The sequence below is a fragment of the Metabacillus mangrovi genome, assembly GCF_009711125.1.
GTDB classification, from domain to species: Bacteria; Bacillota; Bacilli; order Bacillales; family Bacillaceae; genus Metabacillus_B; species Metabacillus_B mangrovi.
Genome location: NZ_WMIB01000001.1, coordinates 676,471 through 695,719, shown reverse-complemented (window position 1 = coordinate 695,719; position 19,249 = coordinate 676,471). Strand labels below are relative to the sequence as shown.

21 protein-coding genes are annotated in these 19,249 nt (G+C 47.9%); 18 read left to right on the top strand and 3 right to left on the bottom strand.

The genetic code is table 11. The features are described 5' to 3' along the window. The first annotated feature begins 193 nt into the window (after positions 1–193). The 8 genes from GKZ89_RS03720 to GKZ89_RS03685 are packed head-to-tail and all read left to right on the top strand — an operon-like array spanning position 194 to position 5,211. Complete coding sequence (locus GKZ89_RS03720) at positions 194–706, top strand: YqeG family HAD IIIA-type phosphatase (protein WP_155111112.1); 513 nt, start codon at positions 194–196, stop codon at positions 704–706. Continuing rightward, positions 703–1,806 (top strand): ribosome biogenesis GTPase YqeH, encoded by a 1,104-nt coding sequence (yqeH, locus tag GKZ89_RS03715; RefSeq protein WP_488225883.1) that lies wholly within the window; start codon positions 703–705, stop codon positions 1,804–1,806. Before GKZ89_RS03720 ends, yqeH begins: the two co-directional genes overlap by 4 nt. A gap of 20 nt (positions 1,807–1,826) precedes the next feature. After that, complete coding sequence (aroE, locus tag GKZ89_RS03710; RefSeq protein WP_155110998.1) at positions 1,827–2,663, top strand: shikimate dehydrogenase; 837 nt, start codon at positions 1,827–1,829, stop codon at positions 2,661–2,663. A gap of 2 nt (positions 2,664–2,665) precedes the next feature. Then, positions 2,666–2,956 carry a ribosome assembly RNA-binding protein YhbY gene (gene yhbY / locus GKZ89_RS03705; protein ID WP_155110997.1) on the top strand — a complete coding sequence of 97 codons (291 nt, stop codon included), beginning with the start codon at positions 2,666–2,668 and terminating at the stop codon, positions 2,954–2,956. A 19-nt stretch (positions 2,957–2,975) separates the two neighbouring features. Next, entirely contained in the window at positions 2,976–3,545 is a 570-nt protein-coding gene (locus GKZ89_RS03700) for a nicotinate-nucleotide adenylyltransferase (protein WP_155110996.1), read from the top strand. Continuing rightward, the gene (yqeK, locus tag GKZ89_RS03695; protein WP_155110995.1) at positions 3,535–4,104 is read left to right on the top strand and encodes a bis(5'-nucleosyl)-tetraphosphatase (symmetrical) YqeK; all 570 of its coding nucleotides are present in this window, start codon (positions 3,535–3,537) and stop codon (positions 4,102–4,104) included. Before GKZ89_RS03700 ends, yqeK begins: the two co-directional genes overlap by 11 nt. Before the next feature lie 7 nt (positions 4,105–4,111). Further along, complete coding sequence (gene rsfS, locus GKZ89_RS03690) at positions 4,112–4,468, top strand: ribosome silencing factor (RefSeq protein WP_155110994.1); 357 nt, start codon at positions 4,112–4,114, stop codon at positions 4,466–4,468. After that, the gene (locus tag GKZ89_RS03685) at positions 4,465–5,211 is read left to right on the top strand and encodes a class I SAM-dependent DNA methyltransferase (protein WP_155110993.1); all 747 of its coding nucleotides are present in this window, start codon (positions 4,465–4,467) and stop codon (positions 5,209–5,211) included. The genes rsfS and GKZ89_RS03685 overlap by 4 nt, the downstream gene beginning before the upstream one ends. 287 nt (positions 5,212–5,498) lie before the next feature. Here GKZ89_RS03685 and comER read toward each other — a convergent pair whose 3' ends face one another. Then, on the bottom strand, positions 5,499–6,329 hold the full coding sequence (gene comER / locus GKZ89_RS03680) for a late competence protein ComER (RefSeq protein ID WP_155110992.1): 831 nt from the start codon (positions 6,327–6,329) through the stop codon (positions 5,499–5,501). Between the two features lie 86 nt (positions 6,330–6,415). Here comER and GKZ89_RS03675 point away from each other — a divergent pair, with 86 nt between their 5' ends. From GKZ89_RS03675 to GKZ89_RS03665, 3 genes are all read left to right on the top strand, one after another. Further along, a complete protein-coding gene (locus tag GKZ89_RS03675) occupies positions 6,416–7,057 on the top strand; it encodes a helix-hairpin-helix domain-containing protein (protein ID WP_162356416.1) in 642 nt (213 codons plus the stop codon). Between the two features lie 64 nt (positions 7,058–7,121). Further along, positions 7,122–7,679, top strand: a complete 558-nt coding sequence (locus GKZ89_RS03670) for a ComE operon protein 2 (RefSeq protein ID WP_155110990.1) — start codon at positions 7,122–7,124, stop codon at positions 7,677–7,679. 26 nt (positions 7,680–7,705) lie between these two features. Next, entirely contained in the window at positions 7,706–10,000 is a 2,295-nt protein-coding gene (locus GKZ89_RS03665; protein ID WP_155110989.1) for a DNA internalization-related competence protein ComEC/Rec2, read from the top strand. 65 nt (positions 10,001–10,065) lie between these two features. Here the strand turns inward: GKZ89_RS03665 and GKZ89_RS03660 are convergent, their stop codons facing one another. Further along, the gene (locus GKZ89_RS03660) at positions 10,066–10,200 is read right to left on the bottom strand and encodes a YqzM family protein (RefSeq protein WP_155111111.1); all 135 of its coding nucleotides are present in this window, start codon (positions 10,198–10,200) and stop codon (positions 10,066–10,068) included. Positions 10,201–10,513: 313 nt separating this feature from the next. Between GKZ89_RS03660 and holA the strand changes: the two genes are divergently transcribed. Next, complete coding sequence (gene holA / locus GKZ89_RS03655) at positions 10,514–11,542, top strand: DNA polymerase III subunit delta (RefSeq protein ID WP_430696638.1); 1,029 nt, start codon at positions 10,514–10,516, stop codon at positions 11,540–11,542. A 109-nt stretch (positions 11,543–11,651) separates the two neighbouring features. Here the strand turns inward: holA and rpsT are convergent, their stop codons facing one another. Then, positions 11,652–11,918 (bottom strand): 30S ribosomal protein S20, encoded by a 267-nt coding sequence (rpsT, locus tag GKZ89_RS03650; protein ID WP_155110987.1) that lies wholly within the window; start codon positions 11,916–11,918, stop codon positions 11,652–11,654. A gap of 202 nt (positions 11,919–12,120) precedes the next feature. On the opposite strand from rpsT, the gene gpr reads away from it, so the two are divergent. The 6 genes from gpr (at position 12,121) to hrcA (ending at position 19,233) form a co-directional block, all read left to right on the top strand. Continuing rightward, positions 12,121–13,245 carry a GPR endopeptidase gene (gene gpr, locus GKZ89_RS03645; RefSeq protein ID WP_155110986.1) on the top strand — a complete coding sequence of 375 codons (1,125 nt, stop codon included), beginning with the start codon at positions 12,121–12,123 and terminating at the stop codon, positions 13,243–13,245. Between the two features lie 68 nt (positions 13,246–13,313). Then, a complete protein-coding gene (spoIIP, locus tag GKZ89_RS03640; RefSeq protein WP_155110985.1) occupies positions 13,314–14,510 on the top strand; it encodes a stage II sporulation protein P in 1,197 nt (398 codons plus the stop codon). 21 nt (positions 14,511–14,531) lie between these two features. Beyond that, complete coding sequence (locus GKZ89_RS03635; protein ID WP_155110984.1) at positions 14,532–14,867, top strand: YqxA family protein; 336 nt, start codon at positions 14,532–14,534, stop codon at positions 14,865–14,867. A gap of 194 nt (positions 14,868–15,061) precedes the next feature. After that, a complete protein-coding gene (lepA, locus tag GKZ89_RS03630; RefSeq protein WP_155110983.1) occupies positions 15,062–16,885 on the top strand; it encodes a translation elongation factor 4 in 1,824 nt (607 codons plus the stop codon). Positions 16,886–16,955: 70 nt separating this feature from the next. Next, the gene (hemW, locus tag GKZ89_RS03625) at positions 16,956–18,095 is read left to right on the top strand and encodes a radical SAM family heme chaperone HemW (RefSeq protein ID WP_155110982.1); all 1,140 of its coding nucleotides are present in this window, start codon (positions 16,956–16,958) and stop codon (positions 18,093–18,095) included. 106 nt (positions 18,096–18,201) lie between these two features. Then, positions 18,202–19,233, top strand: a complete 1,032-nt coding sequence (gene hrcA, locus GKZ89_RS03620) for a heat-inducible transcriptional repressor HrcA (protein WP_155110981.1) — start codon at positions 18,202–18,204, stop codon at positions 19,231–19,233. The last annotated feature ends 16 nt before the right edge of the window (positions 19,234–19,249 follow it).

Here is a 19,249-nt window from a genome sequence, read left to right as displayed (position 1 = left end):
TTTGAAGGATGTAGGTGGATGATGTGAATAGAGTTATCCACAGCTGTAAAAAACAGCCGGTTCTTGTCGAAAAATTTTCTTGAAATTTCCATGACTGCGGGAAAGAAAAGATTTTTTTGAAGTATTTGTCGAAATTAGGTAAGATGAAGACTGGCAAAATATGATCTTAAGAGGTGTGAGCCCTTTGCTGAAAATGTTTTTACCTGGAGAGTTTGTAAAAAGTATCTTTGAAATAAGCCCTTATCAATTAAAGGAACGGAATATAAAAGGGATTATCACGGATTTGGACAATACCCTGGTCGAGTGGGACAGGCCCAGCGCCACTCCAAAACTGATCGAATGGTTTAAAGAAATGAACGACAGCGGCATCAAAGTTACCATAGTATCAAATAATGTGGAAAAAAGGGTTAAGGAATTCAGTGATCCATTGAGCATTCCATTTATCTATAAGGCCAGAAAGCCGATGGGACGTGCTTTCAGAAAAGCGATCAAGGACATGCAGCTGAGGAAGGATGAAGTAGTGGTCATCGGTGACCAGCTCCTGACCGATGTACTGGGAGGGAACAGGAACGGATTTCATACCATCCTGGTCGTGCCGGTCGCTTCGACAGATGGCGTTATGACCCGTTTTAACCGCCGGATTGAACGCCGGATTATGGATACCCTCAAGAAAAGAGGGCTCATCCAATGGGAGGAAAAGAAGTGAAGGAAAAAATTTATTGTGTTGGCTGCGGAGCAGCTATTCAGACAGAGCAGCCGGAAGAAGCGGGTTACACCCCTTCCAGTGCCCTGCTGAGGGAGCCTGTCATTTGCCAGAGATGCTTCCGCCTGAAAAACTATAATGAAATTCAGGATGTTGCATTGACAGATGCCGATTTCCTGAAGATTCTGCATGGAGTCGGGGAGACGGATTCACTCATCGTGAAAATCGTCGATATATTTGACTTCAATGGCAGCTGGATCAGCGGGATCCAGCGATTTGCCGGGAGCAACCCCGTTTTGCTTGTGGCAAACAAAGCGGATATTCTGCCAAAATCAGTGAAAAAACAAAAGCTGATATCATGGATCCAGAAGGAAGCGAAGGAAAACGGCCTGAAGCCGGTTGATATTTTCCTGATCAGTTCCTCAAGGGGGCAGGGTGTCAGAGAAGTAGCAGAAGCGATCGATCAATACCGTGATGGCAAGGATGTCTATGTTGTCGGCTGCACCAATGTGGGCAAATCAACTTTCATCAACCGCATCATCAAAGAAGTAGCAGGGGAGAAAGAGTTAATCACGACCTCTCATTATCCGGGGACAACACTCGATCTTATTGAAATTCCGCTCGATGACGGGTCTGCCCTTTATGACACGCCCGGCATCATCAACCATCACCAAATGGCCCACTATGTGAACCAGGATGATTTGAAGCTTCTTTCACCCAAAAAAGAAATCAAGCCTAAAGTGTTCCAGCTGAATGAAGAGCAGACGCTCTTTTTTGGGGGCCTTGCCCGGTTTGACTTTTTAAAAGGCGGACGGAGCACGTTCACTTGCTACATTCCAAATGAACTTTATATACACCGGACAAAGCTTGAACAGGCGGACGAGCTGTATGAGACTCACAAAGGAGAGCTTTTGTCTCCGCCGCGTCCCGGCCAGCTTGATGCCTTTCCGGAACTCGTTCCCCACACGTTCACTGTTAAAGACGCAAAAACAGATATTGTCTTTTCAGGACTTGGCTGGGTGACCGTTAATGAACCTGGGAAAAAGATCACTGCCTATGCTCCTAAAGGAGTGTATGTCGGCTTGCGTCCATCTTTAATTTAACGAAAGCGGGGAGACTGTGAATGGAAGAGCTTTATGGAATCATCGGATGTCCGGTCGGCCATTCCATGTCGCCTGACATCCACAACCAGGCGTTTAAGGCACTTGGAATAAAGGCTTCCTATCACCGGTTTCATGTTGAAAAGTCCAGCATTAAAGCAGCGGTGGAAGGCATCAGGGCTCTCGGGATCAAGGGCGCCAATGTGACCATCCCGCATAAGGAGGCAGTCCTTGAATTCCTCGATGAGACGGATCCTTCCGCAAGAGCAATGGGAGCGGTCAATACCATCGTTAACAGAGACGGACGGCTTATAGGATACAATACAGACGGACCGGGATACATTGAGTCAATAAAACCATTTACAGGGAGCAATCTCAAGGATCTGAAGTGCCTGATTATCGGTGCGGGCGGGGCAGCGAGAGGCATTTATTCTGCGCTGGCGCTTGAGGGAATCAAAGAAGCGGATATCGCCAACCGGACAATCGAAAAAGCTGCCTTAATCATTAAAGAAAGCCCGGCTGGTACAAAGGGAACGGCTCTAACGCTTACGGAAGCGGAAGCCCGCCTTTCAGGGTATGACCTGATCATTCAGACAACCTCCATCGGGATGTCTCCGAATGTGAACGGGCAGCCCCTGTCTCTTGAGAAAGTCAGGAGCGGGACTTTAGTGAGTGATATTATTTACAATCCAATGAAAACGGCTTTTCTGAAAGATGCGGAGCATAGAGGATGCCGGATCATCCCTGGAATCGGGATGTTTGTTTATCAGGCTGCACTCTCCTTCAGGCACTGGACAGGAGTGCTGCCGGACATCCGTATGATGGAAGAGACTGTAAAGAAGAAACTGGGAGGAACTTAGAAATGCTGACAGGAAAACAAAAACGATTTTTACGCTCGGAAGCCCACCATTTGAACCCGATTTTTCAAGTGGGCAAAGGCGGGGTCAATGATAATATGATCAAACAGGTTGCAGAAGCTCTGGAAGTGCGCGAACTGCTGAAAGTAAGTGTGCTCCAAAACTGCGATGAAGATAAAGACACGGTAGCAGAGCAGATTTCCAAGGGAGCAAAAGCGGAATTGGTTCAAGTGATCGGCAGTACGATCGTTCTTTACAAAGAATCACGCGAGAATAAGCAAATCAAGCTTCCGTAACGGTAAAGGAGTTTTTAACATGAAGGAGATTGGGATTCTCGGCGGCACGTTTGATCCGCCTCACTATGGGCATTTGCTGATCGCGAGCGAAGTGATGGCTGCCCTGTCACTCGATGAGATCTGGTTCATGCCGAACAGGCTTCCTCCGCATAAACAGCACGAGGAGCATTCAAGCCCCGATGAGCGGTTTGAAATGCTCAAGCTCGCAATAGGGGGAGCGGAAGGATTTAAGATTCAGGCTGCCGAACTCGAGAGATCCGGCCCTTCCTATACATACGATACAGTCGTACTCCTGAAAGAAAAATATCCGGAGGCATCATTTTCTTTTATTATCGGAGCAGATATGATTGAATTCCTGCCGCAGTGGAGCCGGATTGATGAACTGATCCGGCTCGTGCGGTTTGTCGGAGTAAACCGGCCCGGTTACTCTCCGGCAACGGACTTCAAGGTCACGATGGCGGATGTTCCCCAGTTCGATGTGTCATCCACTATGATCAGAGAGCGGCTCCGTAACGGGGAAACCACCCGTTTCCTGCTGCCGGACCAAATAAAGGATTATATCAGGGAGAGGGGACTGTATGGAACGTGAACAAGCGCTGGCAGCTGTAAGGGAGCAGCTGACAGACCACCGGTATCAGCATACGCTGGGCGTAATGGGTACGGCGATTGAACTGGCTGGAAAATACGGTGCGGACGTAGCGAAAGCCGAACTTGCAGCCATCTTTCACGATTACGCAAAATTCAGGCCTAAAGAAGAAATGAAGCAGATCATTATCGAACAGAATATGAACAGGGACCTGCTTGTTCATAATGAAGAACTGTGGCATGCTCCTGTAGGAGCTTACCTTATTGAACAGGAAGCGGGAATCCGTGATCAGGAGGTCCTGGATGCTGTAAGATTCCATACATCGGGAAAAGCAGGAATGACCCTTCTCGAGAAAGTGATCTACGTAGCGGACTACATCGAACCTGGACGGATATTTCCTGGGGCGGATGAGGCAAGAGCTGCTGCAGGACGTGACTTGGACGAGGCGATGAAATTGGCTCTCAGGAACACCATCACCTTTTTGCTGAAAAAAAATCAGGCGGTCTATCCGCTGACGATTGAAGCGTATAACGATTTAGTATTGAAAAACGGGAGGAATTGAAAATAGAATGAACGAAAAAGACCTATTAAAGCTGACTGCCAAGGCAGCAGATGATAAAAGAGCAGAAGACATGACCGTATTGAAAATGAAGGGGCTGTCCCTGATTGCTGATTACTTTGTAATCTGCCACGGGAATTCGGATAAGCAGGTCCAGGCGATCGCACGTGAAATCAAGGACCAGGCAGATGAAAATGGAATTACAGTGAAAAGAATGGAAGGATTTGACGAAGCCCGCTGGATTCTAATCGATCTCGGCGATGTGATTGCTCATGTTTTCCACCGCGATGAACGGACCTATTACAACCTCGAAAAGCTTTGGGGAGATGCTCCGTCGGAAGATGTGGCGAAGCTTCTGGAAGTATGATCTACCAAGGCTTTGCAGGAGTCTATGATCATTTGATGGAGGATGTGCCTTACCGGGAATGGGCAGACCTGATCGACACGCTGTTAAAGCAGCATGGAGAGGGAGTGCATCAAGTCCTAGATTTAGCATGCGGAACAGGAGAAATTACCGTTTTGCTGCAGGAAAAGGGCTACCAGATGAGCGGTGCTGACTTAAGCGGGGAAATGCTTTCCTTGGCCATCCAAAAATCAGGAGAAAGAAAAATGGAGATTCCATTTTTTCAGCAGGACATGAGGGAGCTGGAAGGTCATGAGGAAAGCTTTGATGCGGTCCTCATCAACTGTGATTCCCTGAATTATCTTCTTGAGGAAAAAGACGTAAAGAAAACATTTACTTCTGTGCATCAGGTGCTCCGGAGCGGAGGCCTGCTTTTGTTTGATGTCCATTCCGTTTATAAAATGGAACACGTCCTGGCAGGCTCTACCTTTGCGGATGCTGGAGAAGACGTCAGCCTCATCTGGCAATGCTTCAATGGGGAACGTCCGTTGTCCGTTGAACATGAACTGACCTTTTTTGTGAAAAAAGAGGACGGAAGCTACAGCAGGATGGATGAATTTCATCAGCAGCGGACATACCCGCCCGAAGAGCTTCTCTTATGGGCGGAAGAAGCAGGATTCGAACGTCTCGAATATTTTACTGATTTTAAACCCGGTCTGCTCCTGGATGAAGCAGAAAGGCTGTTCTTTGCCTTCAGGAAAAAATGAGGAACGCGTGCAGCGTTCTTTTTTTTATCCAGAAAATACACCTTCACTGAATGACTGCTTGTCCGGTTCCCTTGTTCTTCAGGTTGCCAATTCATCAGTCTGAGCAGGGCCAGCAGGATGAAGCGCAATGGTGCTTACTAGCAAGGTGCTTGCGCTGTAAAATTGCGCTGCAAGAAGCAGGGAATGGCATATTGCCGGTCCCTGCTTTCCTTCCCGCCCCTGGAGGAGAGGCTCTGCAGAACTTTTTTTGAAAAAATTGAAGGAATTAGAAGAAAGGTGTCGTATATTTATTTTTGATGGCTCTTGAATTGATCCCCGACAAGCGTCAAGTCCTCATCAAACTTCTCATGGGTTTTTCTGAAAAGCTGCTGAAAAACATCCCCAAGCTCTCTCTCCAGTACACTGATTCCTTCTCCTGTAACTCCGCCTTTAACACAGACCTTTTCCTGAAGACCGGGCAGGGTATAATGCCCTTTTTCGATCAGCTTCCCCATCCCTATAATCATCCCGCTTGCAAGCTGAACGGCTGTATCTTTCGTGATGGGTGTCTCCAGTGCTGCTGCATCTGTGAAACGCTGAAGCAGGTAACTGAAAAAAGCGGGCCCGCAGCTTACGATATCAGACGCAGCACGTGTAACGGCTTCTTCGATCAATACCGGTTCTGATATAGAATGGAACAGCCTCAGGAGCTCAGTCCGGTTTTCGATGGAACACGATTCTCCAAATGTAAAAAGAGACACACCGCTCAAAGCGCGGTTTGTGATGCTTGGAATCACCCTAGCAGTCTGGCAGGGAGAAATAGCTTCAAGCTGGCGGGCAGTGACGGGACTCGTAATGGATACAAGGCAATGCTCATCCGTCAGATAGCTGCTGAGACCGGTGACCAAAGGATGCAGATCAAGCGGTTTTACGCAGAGAAAAATAATGGAGCAAGATGCTGCAAGCTGTTTCGCATTTTCGCATACTCGGATAGCGGGATACTCAGACTGTATATGATAAGCCTTCTTCAATGTACGGTTCGTCACATAGACAGACGAGGGATCGACAGCCTCTGCCTCCAAAAAAGCCTCTATCAGAATTCTTCCCATGTTGCCTGTACCGATAAAACCGATGCTCAACGGCTTCCCCTCCTTCGCAAACCTATTCTCCTACACATTATGCATACATGATTTTCCTTATACCGAAAAGAATCAGAGGTGAAAAAATGGACTGGTTTCAAAAATATAAAATGCTGATTGCCGGTGCAGCAATTGCAGCGGGCGCTGCATTTCTGTTCCTGACTGCACAGGACCGGGAGCAGGGGGTTCCTGGGGTTCCTGAGGTTCCAGAAGCAGCGGCGATTTCTTCAGCAGGAATACCTGCAGCTGAGAATGATAAACAAATAAAGAAAACAGAAGATGAGCTGCCTGAGAAAAAGTATATTGTAGATGTTAAAGGAGCGGTAAAAAAGCCGGGTGTTTATGAACTGCAGGAAGGTGCCAGGGTAAAGGATGCGGTAGAGCGGGCAGGTGGACTTCACGATACGGCAGACAGAAAGACCATAAACCTTGCAGCCGCACTTGCAGATGGAGAGGCAGTGTATATTCCGGCCAAGGGAGAAGAGGCTTTGCCGCAGCCGGCCGCCGGCATAAAGACAGATACGGAAGAGACAGCAGCCGTGAATTTGAATACGGCCGGTTTGGATGAACTGCAGACCTTGCCGGGTATCGGCCCTTCAAAGGCGGAAGCGATTCTCGCCTACAGGGAGGAGAATGGAGGCTTTTCGTCACCGGATGAGCTGAAGGAGGTCTCAGGAATCGGGGATAAGACGTATGAAAAGCTAGAGGATGCGATCGTGGTGAATTAACCTTTGACGGGGCTTTTCAGACAGCGATAAAATAACAGTAGAAATCGTTCGGAGGGATATAAGGATGAACCGGATATCGTGGGATCAATATTTCATGGCCCAGAGCCATTTGCTTGCGTTAAGAAGTACTTGCACAAGACTTTCAGTCGGAGCTACCATCGTGCGCGAAAAAAGAATGATTGCAGGAGGCTACAATGGCTCGATTGCCGGAGGGGAGCACTGCATAGATTCAGGATGCTATGTGATCGATGGGCATTGTGTGAGGACCATTCACGCAGAGATGAATGCCATCCTCCAGTGCGCAAAATTCGGTGTGCCAACAGAGGGAGCAGAAATCTACGTCACACACTTCCCTTGCCTGCAGTGCTGTAAAGCCATTATCCAGGCTGGAATACGCTCGGTCTTTTATTCAGCAGATTATAAAAATCATGCCTATGCCATTGAACTTTTCAGGCAGGCAGGAGTGAAGGTTCATCAGGTTGAGCACAGTGAAACAAAGCATGATGGAGAAAAGGATGAACTGCTGAACGATTTGCTCAGCCGGATTAAAGAGCTTGTAGATGATGAATCAGAAATGGACGAGCTGAAACGGCGTGCGGACCGGGTGATGCATTCTTCGTAGCTTGAAAGAAATCAGGGAGGTGTTCAGTGAACACAGTTTGGTGCGCAGCCGCGTCTGCCATCGCAATCCTGTCCTGCTGGCACTCAGCTGAATGGGCAGGTTTTACAGTGATTGCTGCCTTTACAGCTGTTCAATCAGCAAGACAAAAAAGGACAGCCGCACTGCTGCCCGCAGCTGTCTTTCTATTATTCGCACATTCAGCCTCCGGATGGGCTGAGCAAAAAAACGTGGTTTTTTCAGAGGCGCAGTTCTCGGAAAGAGGCATGTTCATTACCCATCCTTCTTCTGACGGACCCCTCTTTAAAGCGGTGCTGAGAGCAGAAGATGGCCAAAGCTACCCTCTCCGCTTCCTGATAAAGAACGAGGCGGAAAAAGAGCAGCTTGCTGCCATGACGGGAGGAATGTCCTGCGCGGTAGCGGGAGTGCTGAAGCCTCCGCAGCATCCGGTGATTCCGAACGGGTTTGATTATCATCATTATCTGCAGGTCCAGGGAATCCATTATATCCTGGAGGCTTCCCAAATAATGGACTGCAGGGAAGAGTATGATCCGGAAGCGCAGCTTCTGCAATGGAGGTCTGAAGGTCTGAATCTTATCCTGCGCGTTTTCCCTGCGGATACAGCGGGGATAGTCCAGGCACTGATTTTCGGTGAACGCGAATGGATTGAGTCCCAGACGGAAGCGGATTATCAGCAGATTGGCATCATTCATCTGCTCGCCATATCGGGGATGCAGGTGGCCCTCCTTGCTGCAGCAGGCCGGTATGTTCTTATAAGAGCGGGGATGAGCAGGGAAGGATCTGCCTGGGTTCTCCTCTGCCTCCTTCCTGCCTATCTGATTCTTGCAGGAGGTTCAGAGTCTGTCACAAGAGCAGTGCTTGCAGGGGAACTGTATTTGCTGCTTGTTATCCTTAAATCGAAGGCTGCGCCTGTAAAGCTTCTAACGGGTCTGTTCCTGATCTGGCTTTATTTTCGGCCGCTCCATCTTTTCCTCACCGGGTTTCAGCTGACCTTTGTGATCAGCTCCGTCCTCTTGATTTCTGCAGGCTGGCTTAAAAGATACAGAGGCAGACCCCGCATGCAAAATTTTTCCCTCACGCTGCTTTCCATGATTTCAACCTTCCCGCTCATTCTGTCTTCCTTTTGGGAGCTTTCTCTTTCCAGTCTTTTCGTGAACTTTCTTTTTGTCCCGCTTTACTCCTTCTTCATTATGCCGCTCTCGCTACTCGCTTTTGTCCTCACCCTCCTTCAGGCACCCTTTTGGAATACCGCTGTGGCTGCAGCTGATTCAGCTGTTTACTGGACGAACGGGACGGCCGCCGTCTTTGCAGCTTTTGATCCCCTGCTCCTCACACTTGGAAAACCGCCTGCAGCGTTAACACTCCTTTATACAGCTGCTGCTTTGTATAGTCTCTGGGCTGTGGAAAAAGGGTGGCGCAAAGCAGCAGGGGCTCTGCTGATTGGAGGATCTCTAGTACTGGCGGATCTCCTTTTGCCTTATTTTGAAACACAGGGCTCTGTCACTTTCCTTGATGTCGGCCAGGGGGATTGCATCGTGATCGAATTGCCGTACAGGGAAGGAGTGTATGTCATTGATACAGGCGGCGCCTTCACCTTTGAGGCGGAAGGAGAGGAGTGGAGGAAGAGGAGAGAGGAGAAAAAACTTTCCGAGTATACCTTGCTTCCTTATCTCACCTCAAAAGGAATTACAAAGGTGGACGCTATTTTTCTAACACATGCAGATCACGATCATGTTGGGGAATACAGGCATATACTAAGCCGCATCAAGACCGGGAAACTCGTCATTCCTGAATGGTTCGTCCGCGATTCTGCTGATGCGGAGCTCATTAAAGAAACAGTAAGGAAAAAAACAGCTGTGCAGGCGGTTCGTGCAGGGGGACTGATAAAGGAAAAGGGAATCCAATTTGAAGTGCTGTCGCCAAGCGTGCTCAGCGAAGATAAAAATGAGGATTCACTCGTTCTCAGATTCCGGCTTGGAGGGAAGTGGTGGCTTTTAACCGGAGATCTTGGAGCCGAAGGGGAAGGTCGGCTGCTGCAAAAGGATGTGCCTCTTCATGCCGATGTATTGAAGGCCGGTCATCACGGGAGCAAAACTTCGACTACGGAAGAGTTTTTAAAAGCTGTCAGCCCGGAGACAGCGATTATTTCTGCAGGGAGGAAGAACCGGTACGGCCATCCCCATCCAGAAGTGCTGAAGAGGCTGGAGGACGAGGGGACGGTTCCTTTGCGGACGGATACAGGGGGCACCATTCAATATCTTTTTAGCGGAGAATCCGGAACCTTTGTTTCCCATCCTCCATAAGATAAAGGGAATCCTGAAAAGCGCAAAAAAAATAGAGACTGCAGGTCAGTCTCTGAATCCGGTCTTTAAGATGCGGCCAGCTTGACAACAGTCGCAATAATGAAAAGGGCTGCAAAAAATCCGAAGGAAACGGCAAACCCGACACCGGAATCAACCGCATCATTCCGTTTGCTTTGTACGTTTTTTTCAAATTCATTCAATTTGTCAATTTCTTTCACATTTACCCCTCCCGTTTCCCATTAGTATAAGGGAAACTAGAAAAAAAATCCATCCTGCAATAAACATTTCACCGGAATAGAAGATGTTTACAGCCATAGTTCTGGCTCAGTCTGCCACACTAAAAGAAAGCAGCGGCATCGTCTTTCTGCAGCGATATCCCGGGAACTGCAGTCGGGCGTTTATTATAGATGGATGGAGGGGTCTTCCCTCCTCCGTTCCTGTTTGAAAAGCTTGCCAAACAGGGGAAAACTCTTTACGATGAACGTAGAGTTTTTACATAGGAGCTGGATGAGAGTGCTGCAGTTTTGGAAGCAGATCAAGAAAGATCAACTATCCCCTGTTTATCTTTTGACCGGGACAGAAACGTACTTAATGGAGCAATCAGCGGACAAGATCATCCGCGCCGCCTTACAGGAGGAAGAAAAGGATTTTAACCTGTCCGTCTACGATATGGAAGAAACGCCGGTTGAGACTGCCATGGATGATGCCGAGACCCTTCCGTTTATGGGTGATAAAAGAGTCGTGCTCTTAAAAAACCCATCTTTTTTGACAGGTGAGAAGAAAAAGGAAAAAGTGGAGCATCAGCTGTCACGGCTTGAACAATACATAAACGAACCTGCCCCCTATACAATCCTGATTATCCAGGCACCTTACGAGAAGCTTGATGAGCGGAAAAAGATTACAAAGCTTCTGAAGAAAAAGGCAGCCGCGGGTGAAGCAAAACCACTATCTGAACAGGAGCTGATCCAGTGGACACGCTCCCTTGCTGCAGCAGAGGAGACGGAGATCGGCAAAGAAGCGGCAGAGCATTTAATCGCACTTACAAACGGCAGTCTGATGATGATGGACCAGGAGATTAAGAAGCTGTCCGCTTATACAGGGCCTGGCGGGGATTTGAGCAAATCGCTGATTGACAGTCTGACGGCAAGAACCCTGGAGCAGAATATTTTTGAACTGACGAGCCATGTTACCGGCAGAAAAACAGATAAAGCCCTCCATGTGCTGCATGACCTGCTCAAGGCAAACGAGGAGCCGATTAAAATCCTGTCTTTGATCACGTCTCAATTCCGCCTCATCCTGCAAGTGAAGCAGCTTTCATCGGAAGGGTACGGACAGCCTCAAATTGCTGGTACTCTTAAGGTGCATCCGTTTCGGATCAAGCTTGCCTACCAGCAAACGGGTGCCTTCAGTGAGGATGAATTAAAGAATTTGATGAAGGAGCTTGCCGAGGCGGATTACCGCATGAAAACAGGCGGCATGGACAAAGTTCTCATCTTGGAGCTGTTTTTAATGAAATTGAACAGACAGGGAGTCCATTATTGACAGGATGATGTCTTTCATCTGTAAAACAGCTGAAAAGGGATTTGCACGAAAGCCTGAAAAAAAGAAGCCAAAAGAAAAAGGCCGGCATATGCCGGCCTTTTTACAATGCTTACGCGGACAAACCGTTAACTTGTTTTGACAAACGGGATTTGTAGCGGGAAGCAGTGTTTTTGTGGATGATTCCGCTTTGAGCAGCTTTATCAATTCTTTTTGCAGCTTCTTGAAGAGCTGTTTTAGCATTGTCAGAATCGTTGTTCACAACTAGTGCTTCAACTCTTTTGATTGCAGTACGCATAGAAGATTTGATTGTTGCGTTATGAGCGCGGCGCTCATCGTTCGTTTTTACACGTTTAATCGCAGATTTAATATTTGGCATCCGTTTCACCTCCTAAAAAAAGCAATCGAGATCTATTTTACTCGATACATTTCAAACATACAGAACAAGAGATATTCTATCAGAGACCGTGCCGTTATGCAATACCCTGACAAGGAATTTTCGTTGATAGCAATGAACCGGAATGTCCGGATGCAACTTTGGAAAAAATAGAAGCAGGACGTACACCAGGAGGGAAAAGAAATTGAGTGATTCGCTTGATTTATCCAGCTTCACGGTGCGCACGGATCTTGCCATAGAAGCGAGGGACCTTGCGCTTGAAAAACAGGAAAATAAACCAGTTCAGGAGAAGCAGTCAGAGGAGCTTGAAGGGGTTATCGTTAAAGAACGGACGGAGGGCGGCATTAAGCTGACTTCCGTTGAAATAAAAAAAGAAGGAGAAGCAGCGACAGGCAAGAAGGCCGGGAATTATTTAACCCTTCAGGCAGATGGAATCCGGCAGAAGGATACGGAATTGCAGCAGGAAGTGATCGGTGTTTTCGCAAAAGAATTCAGCCGGTTCATAGAAAATATGGGCATTAAAAAGGATGCTGCCTGCCTGATCGCGGGCCTCGGGAACTGGAATGTAACACCGGATGCTCTCGGCCCGATTGCTGCAGAGAACCTGCTTGTAACGAGGCATTTATTTGAACTTCAGCCCGAGAATGTGCAGGAGGGCTACCGGCCGGTTAGTGTCATCTCCCCGGGGGTAATGGGCCTTACCGGCATTGAAACGAGTGACATAATCCTCGGTGTGGTGAACCGGATCAAGCCGGACTTTATCATTGCGATTGATGCCCTTGCAGCAAGATCGGTTGAACGTGTGAATGCCACGATCCAGATATCGGATACCGGTATCCACCCCGGATCCGGTGTTGGGAATAAAAGAAAAGAATTGAGCTATGAAACGCTGGGGATTCCGGTAATTGCGATCGGTATTCCTACAGTAGTGGATGCGGTGACAATTGCGAGTGACACGATCGATTATATTTTAAAGCACTTCGGCCGTGAAATGGCAGAGGGGGATAAACCTTCCAGGTCTCTTGTCCCTGCCGGAATGACCTTTGGAGAAAAAAAGAAGCTCACAGATGAGGATCTTCCCGACGAAGAGCAGCGGAAGACCTACCTTGGAATCATCGGGACTCTTCCGGAAGAGGAAAAGAGGGCGCTGATTCATGAGGTGCTGAATCCTCTTGGACACAACCTGATGGTCACGCCAAAAGAAGTGGATGTCTTCATCAGTGATATGGCCAATGTAATCGCAAGCGGTCTGAATTCTGCGCTTCACGGGCAGATCGGCCATGATAATAGAGGGACGTATACACACTAGCAATTGGTTCTAAATCTCGCAGACGGTCCATAGAATGTAATAGACATTCTGCGAGAGGACGGATCCGCATGAAAAGGACAGGCTCCAATACAATTATGGCAATCAGGGGGACAAGCATAAAAAAACTCTTTATCACGGCATTCATGGGCCTGGTATTGATATTTGTTCTCTCAGGCATCCTGACCTCATTGAAACCTGAATACCGGCCTTCATCCGATTCCATCCATACGTTTGCAGGAGGTATTGCCGGAGAGGCGTTTGTTCATTTGATTGCTTCAGAAAATCATTATTTTTCACAGGCTCTTCCAAAAGAGAGTAAACCGGCAGACTGGTCATCGATGTTTTTAAAAATGACAGCGAGCATCAATCTGAACGACCCGAGAAGTCTCCTTGGACGGGAGCTCCCCGGCTTCTCCTTATACGACAGTGAAATCATCGTAGCAGGTGCAGCCGGTAATTACAGCACCATTGTCCCCTTTGAATCTGCCCCTCCAGAGGAAGTTCAGCTTAAGGAGAGAGAAGCTTCCATCGAAGAGCTGCGAAAGGCTTCTGAAAAAACGGATGGGGCGGCTAAGGCTCCTGAGAATACCACCGGCGGCAGGGACGTTGTGTACATTTACAACACGCATAATACTGAATCCTACAAACCGCTCTTTAAAAACCCGCCTGCAAACTCAGATGACGCATTTCATAAAAGTGCGAATGTAACACTTGTCAGTAAGATGCTGATGGACGAGCTGGAGGCACAGGGAGTGGGCACCCGGTTTGAAGGAAAAGATATTCAGAAACTGCTGAAGGACAAAGGAATGAAATACAGCCAGTCCTATACTGCAGCGAGACCGGTCATTCAAGAAGCGATCGCCTCCGGAAAAGATCTGGCCTATTTTATCGATATCCACAGGGATTCAAGGCAGCATAAAGATACGACCATCACGATAAAAGGAAAAGCCTATGCCCAGCTCATTTTTGTCGTCGGAGGGAAAAACACAAACCGCGAAAAGAATATCGAGCTTGCGAAAAATCTCCACAGCATGCTTGAGAAGAAATATCCCGGCCTGAGCAAAGGGGTAACCTTAAAAGTAAAAAATTCAAACGGCTTGTTCAATCAGGATCTTTCAGGCAATTCCCTGCTTATGGAGTTTGGCGGAGTGGATAATAATATGGAAGAGCTGAGGAATACGACGAAGGCTGTTGCAGACATTTTCAGTGAATATTACTGGCAGGCAGAAAAAGTTCAGGGCGGTACGCCGGCCGAGAAGAAATAAAGATGTGAGGGATGATATCGAATGGGAAAGTTCATGCTCAAGACAGCAATGGTTGGAATGCTCCTTTTTCTCGGTGTCCTGGCCGGTATGCAGATGGCAGGAAGCGGCATGAAAAGCCTCCAGGGCTATGATGACCCTGACCTTAAAAGCGCTTTTACTGTAAAAGCCGGGGAAAATAAAGAGGTCGAAGCTTCCATTCTTGGCCAATCCGTTTCCAGCCATGATTTTGAAAAGAAAAAAGAGCAGCTTGAGAGCATGGATGCATTTAACCCCCTTTCAGAGGCTGCAAAAGGACTTGCAGCTTCCATCGAGGCCCTGTTCGGCAAAGTGATATCGTACTTTAAAAATGCACAGTAAACTTCACTCCTTATAAAGATCTGTAAGTGTAAACAGCCCTCCAGCCGGCCCCGCTGCCAGCCGGAGGGCTGTTTTTATATGAGGACAGCCCCGGATGCCCGCGGGGAAGCTCAAAACATTAGTTGAATCTTGATTTTCCAATTGATATAATCAATGCTAGCGCAATGCGCAGTTTTGTAGGAGTGATGGATATCATGAGTAACCTGGATAAAAACAAAAGACAATCTAAAATCCGTAATTTTTCAATAATTGCCCATATTGACCACGGGAAGTCTACACTTGCCGACAGGATTCTCGAGAAAACCTCTGCGATTACCCAGAGGGAGATGAAAGCGCAGCTTTTGGACTCTATGGATCTTGAACGCGAACGGGGCATCACCATCAAGCTGAATGCCGTTCAGCTTACGTATAAAGCAAAAGACGGCGAAGAATATATTTTTCACCTGATCGATACACCGGGACACGTCGATTTTACATATGAAGTCTCCCGAAGTCTGGCCGCCTGCGAAGGTGCTGTCCTTGTTGTGGATGCAGCCCAGGGTATTGAAGCCCAGACACTTGCCAACGTATACCTGGCCCTGGATAACAATCTGGAAATTCTGCCGGTCATCAATAAAATTGACTTGCCGAGTGCTGAACCGGAGCGTGTCCGCCAGGAAATCGAGGATGTCATCGGACTGGATGCTTCAGAAGCCGTGCTTGCTTCAGCAAAAGCTGGCATCGGGATCGAGGAAATCCTTGAACAAGTAGTGGAAAAGGTTCCGGCTCCGTCAGGAGATCCGGATGGCCCGCTTAAAGCGATGATTTTTGATTCTCTCTATGATTCCTACCGGGGTGTAGTTGCGTATATCCGGATCATGGAAGGGTCAGTCAAGGTCGGCCAAAAAATTAAAATGATGGCCACCGGAAAAGAATTCGAAGTGCTTGAGCTTGGTGTCTTCACACCAAAGGCTGTCATGAAGGATGAGCTGACTGTCGGAGATGTTGGGTTTTTGACTGCAGCCATTAAAAATGTCGGGGACACTCGGGTAGGTGACACCATAACAAGCGCCAAAAACGGTGCACTTGAACCGCTGCCGGGCTACCGCCGCCTTAACCCGATGGTATACTGCGGCCTGTACCCGATCGATACGGCAAAATACAACGATCTGCGGGAAGCGCTCGAGAAGCTTGAACTGAACGACTCGGCCCTTCAATATGAACCGGAGACTTCACAGGCACTCGGATTCGGGTTCCGCTGCGGATTCCTCGGACTCCTCCATATGGAAATCATTCAGGAGCGGATCGAACGCGAATTTAACATTGACTTGATCACCACGGCGCCAAGTGTTATCTATACCGTGTTCCTGACGGATGGCGAGGAAATCCGGATCGACAATCCGTCCAATATGCCGGATCCCCAGAAGATTGACAGAATTGAGGAGCCTTATGTTAAAGCGACTGTCATGGTTCCAAACGATTATGTAGGGGCTGTAATGGAGCTTTGCCAGGGAAAACGGGGAATATTCGGGGACATGCAGTATCTTGATGAGAACCGTGTCAGCATCATTTACGAAATTCCGTTGTCCGAGATCGTCTATGACTTTTTTGATCAGCTTAAGTCAAGCACGAAGGGGTATGCGTCCTTTGATTATGAGCTGATCGGCTATAAGGAATCCAAGCTTGTAAAAATGGATATTCTTTTAAATGCTGAAACAATTGATGCCCTCTCCTTCATTGTCCACCGGGACAGCGCGTATGACAGAGGGAAAATCATTGTTGAAAAACTGAAAGAACTGATTCCGCGCCAGCACTTCGAGGTTCCCATCCAGGCGGCGATCGGCCAGAAAATCGTTGCCCGTTCCACAATTAAAGCGATGAGAAAGAACGTTCTTGCCAAATGCTACGGAGGAGATATTTCCCGTAAGAGAAAGCTTCTCGAAAAGCAAAAAGAGGGGAAGAAACGAATGAAGATGGTCGGCTCCGTGGAAGTTCCTCAGGAAGCCTTCATGGCCGTTTTGAAAATGGACGACAACTGATCCGTATGAAAATACTAAAAAGGGGTGCCGCAGAGATTCTGCGGCATCTTCCATTAAAGGAGAAATTCCCATGGTGAAAGCAGCTTACGTGCATATTCCGTTTTGCGAGTATATCTGCCACTATTGCGATTTTAATAAAATTTTTATCCAGAACCAGCCGGTGGAAGCCTATCTGGATCACCTCAAACAAGAAATTCAATCTGTTATGGAACGTCATGATAAAGAAAAGCTTGAAACGATTTTCATCGGGGGAGGCACGCCTACAGCATTGAATGAAAGGCAGCTCGCCCAGCTGACAGAACTGATCAGTGAGCACCTCGTTCCCGCTCACAGCCTGGAGTATACGGTGGAAGCAAATCCGGGAGATCTGTCGTTCGAAAAAATGAAGCTATTGAAGCAAGCGGGAGTAAACCGGCTCAGCATCGGTGTGCAGAGCTTTGAGGACCATCTGCTTGAGAAGATCGGCCGGGTGCACAGGGAACAGGATGTGTTCCGCACCGTCGAGGATGCCAAAAGAGCTGGGTTTGATAACCTGAGCATTGATTTGATGTTCGGTCTCCCCGGACAGACGGCTGATGATTTTAACCGTTCACTGGATCTCGCACTGAGCCTGGATGTACAGCACTTTTCGGCCTACTCCTTAATCATTGAACCAAAGACCATCTTTTACAACCTTATGCAAAAAGGGAAGCTCCCCCTGCCGCCTCAGGAGGAGGAAGCGGGAATGTACGAGCTGCTGATGCGGAAAATGGAAAGCAAAGGATTCCATCAATACGAGATCAGCAATTTTGCGCTGCCCGGAATGGAAAGCAGACACAATCTGACTTACTGGGACAACGAGGAGTACTTTGGATTTGGTGCGGGAGCACATGGGTATGTAAATGGGATGAGAGAGGTCAATGCAGGGCCCCTGAAAAAATACATGACGCTCATTGAGGAAACCCGTTCCCCTGTTCTGTCCCGTCACGAGGTAACGGAAGCAGAACGGATGGAAGAGGAGCTGTTTTTGGGACTAAGGAAAGCAGAGGGTGTCAGCAAGAACAGGTTTAAGAAAAAATTCAGCCGGGAACTCCACAATGTATTCGGTCTTCCTGTACAGGAGCAAAAGGCCAAAGGGCTGCTTGAAGAAGATGGAGAATCAATTTATTTATCGGCCCGCGGGAAGCTGCTGGGCAATGAAGTATTCCAATCCTTTATCGGCCAATCCTGAACAGCAAAAAAACAAGTCGTTGCCGTTGACTTTTTTTTAGGGTTTTGATAATTTGTATGTAGTATTAGCACTCAGCATATACGAGTGCTAACAGAGGTGATGACAGATGCTTACTGATCGTCAATTGCTGATCCTTCAGGTAATTGTTGATGACTTCATACAGTCTGCCCAGCCTGTCGGGTCAAGAACTCTTTCCAAAAAAGGCGGGATCTCGTTCAGCTCGGCAACCATCCGCAATGAAATGGCGGATCTTGAGGAGCTGGGCTTTATTGAGAAGCCACATACCTCATCCGGGCGCGTGCCTTCTGAAAAAGGATACAGATATTACGTGGATCATCTGCTTTCCCCGAAGAGGCTGGCAAACAGCGAGGCAAGGCTGATTAAATCCCTTTTTGAAGAAAAGATTTTTGAACTGGAGAAAATGGTCCAGAAATCAGCTCAGATCCTTTCGGATATGACCAATTACACGACCATTGTCCTCGGGCCTAAAGTGAATGAGAATCAGCTGAAAAATCTGCAGATTATCCCGCTCAGTGATCACACTGCGGTAGCCATCATGGTTACGAACACCGGCCATGTTGAAAGCAGGCAGATCTCGCTTCCGGAAACAGTCCGTCCGGGAGACATCGAAAAAGTAGTCAATATTCTCAATGAGCGGCTCTCCGGGGTTTCACTTTCGGAACTTAAGGATAAAATGTACAAGGAAGTAGCGAGCATCCTTAAAGCTCATATTGAAAATTATGGACAGTTTCTTAAACTGTTTGAAGACAGTCTGCTGCCCGGGACCCATCAGGAGAAGCTTTTCTTCGGCGGCAAAACCAATATGCTGAACCAGCCCGAATTCAGTGATCTCGATAAGGTGAAAACCCTCTTGAGAATGATCGATGAAGAAAGGCTGTTCTATAAATTGCTGAGCGGCAGGGATGCTGGACTATCCATTTCCATCGGAAGGGAAAATCAGATTTCTGCGATGGAATACTGCAGTCTCATTACTGCAGCTTATTCGCTCGATAATAAAACCATCGGCACGATTGCGATTCTCGGCCCTACGAGGATGGAATACTCAAGGGTGGTCAGCCTGCTTCAGAACGTGGCCCGCGGATTATCAAAAGCGGTCTCGGATCAATACCATGGCTGACAGGACCCGCTTGAAG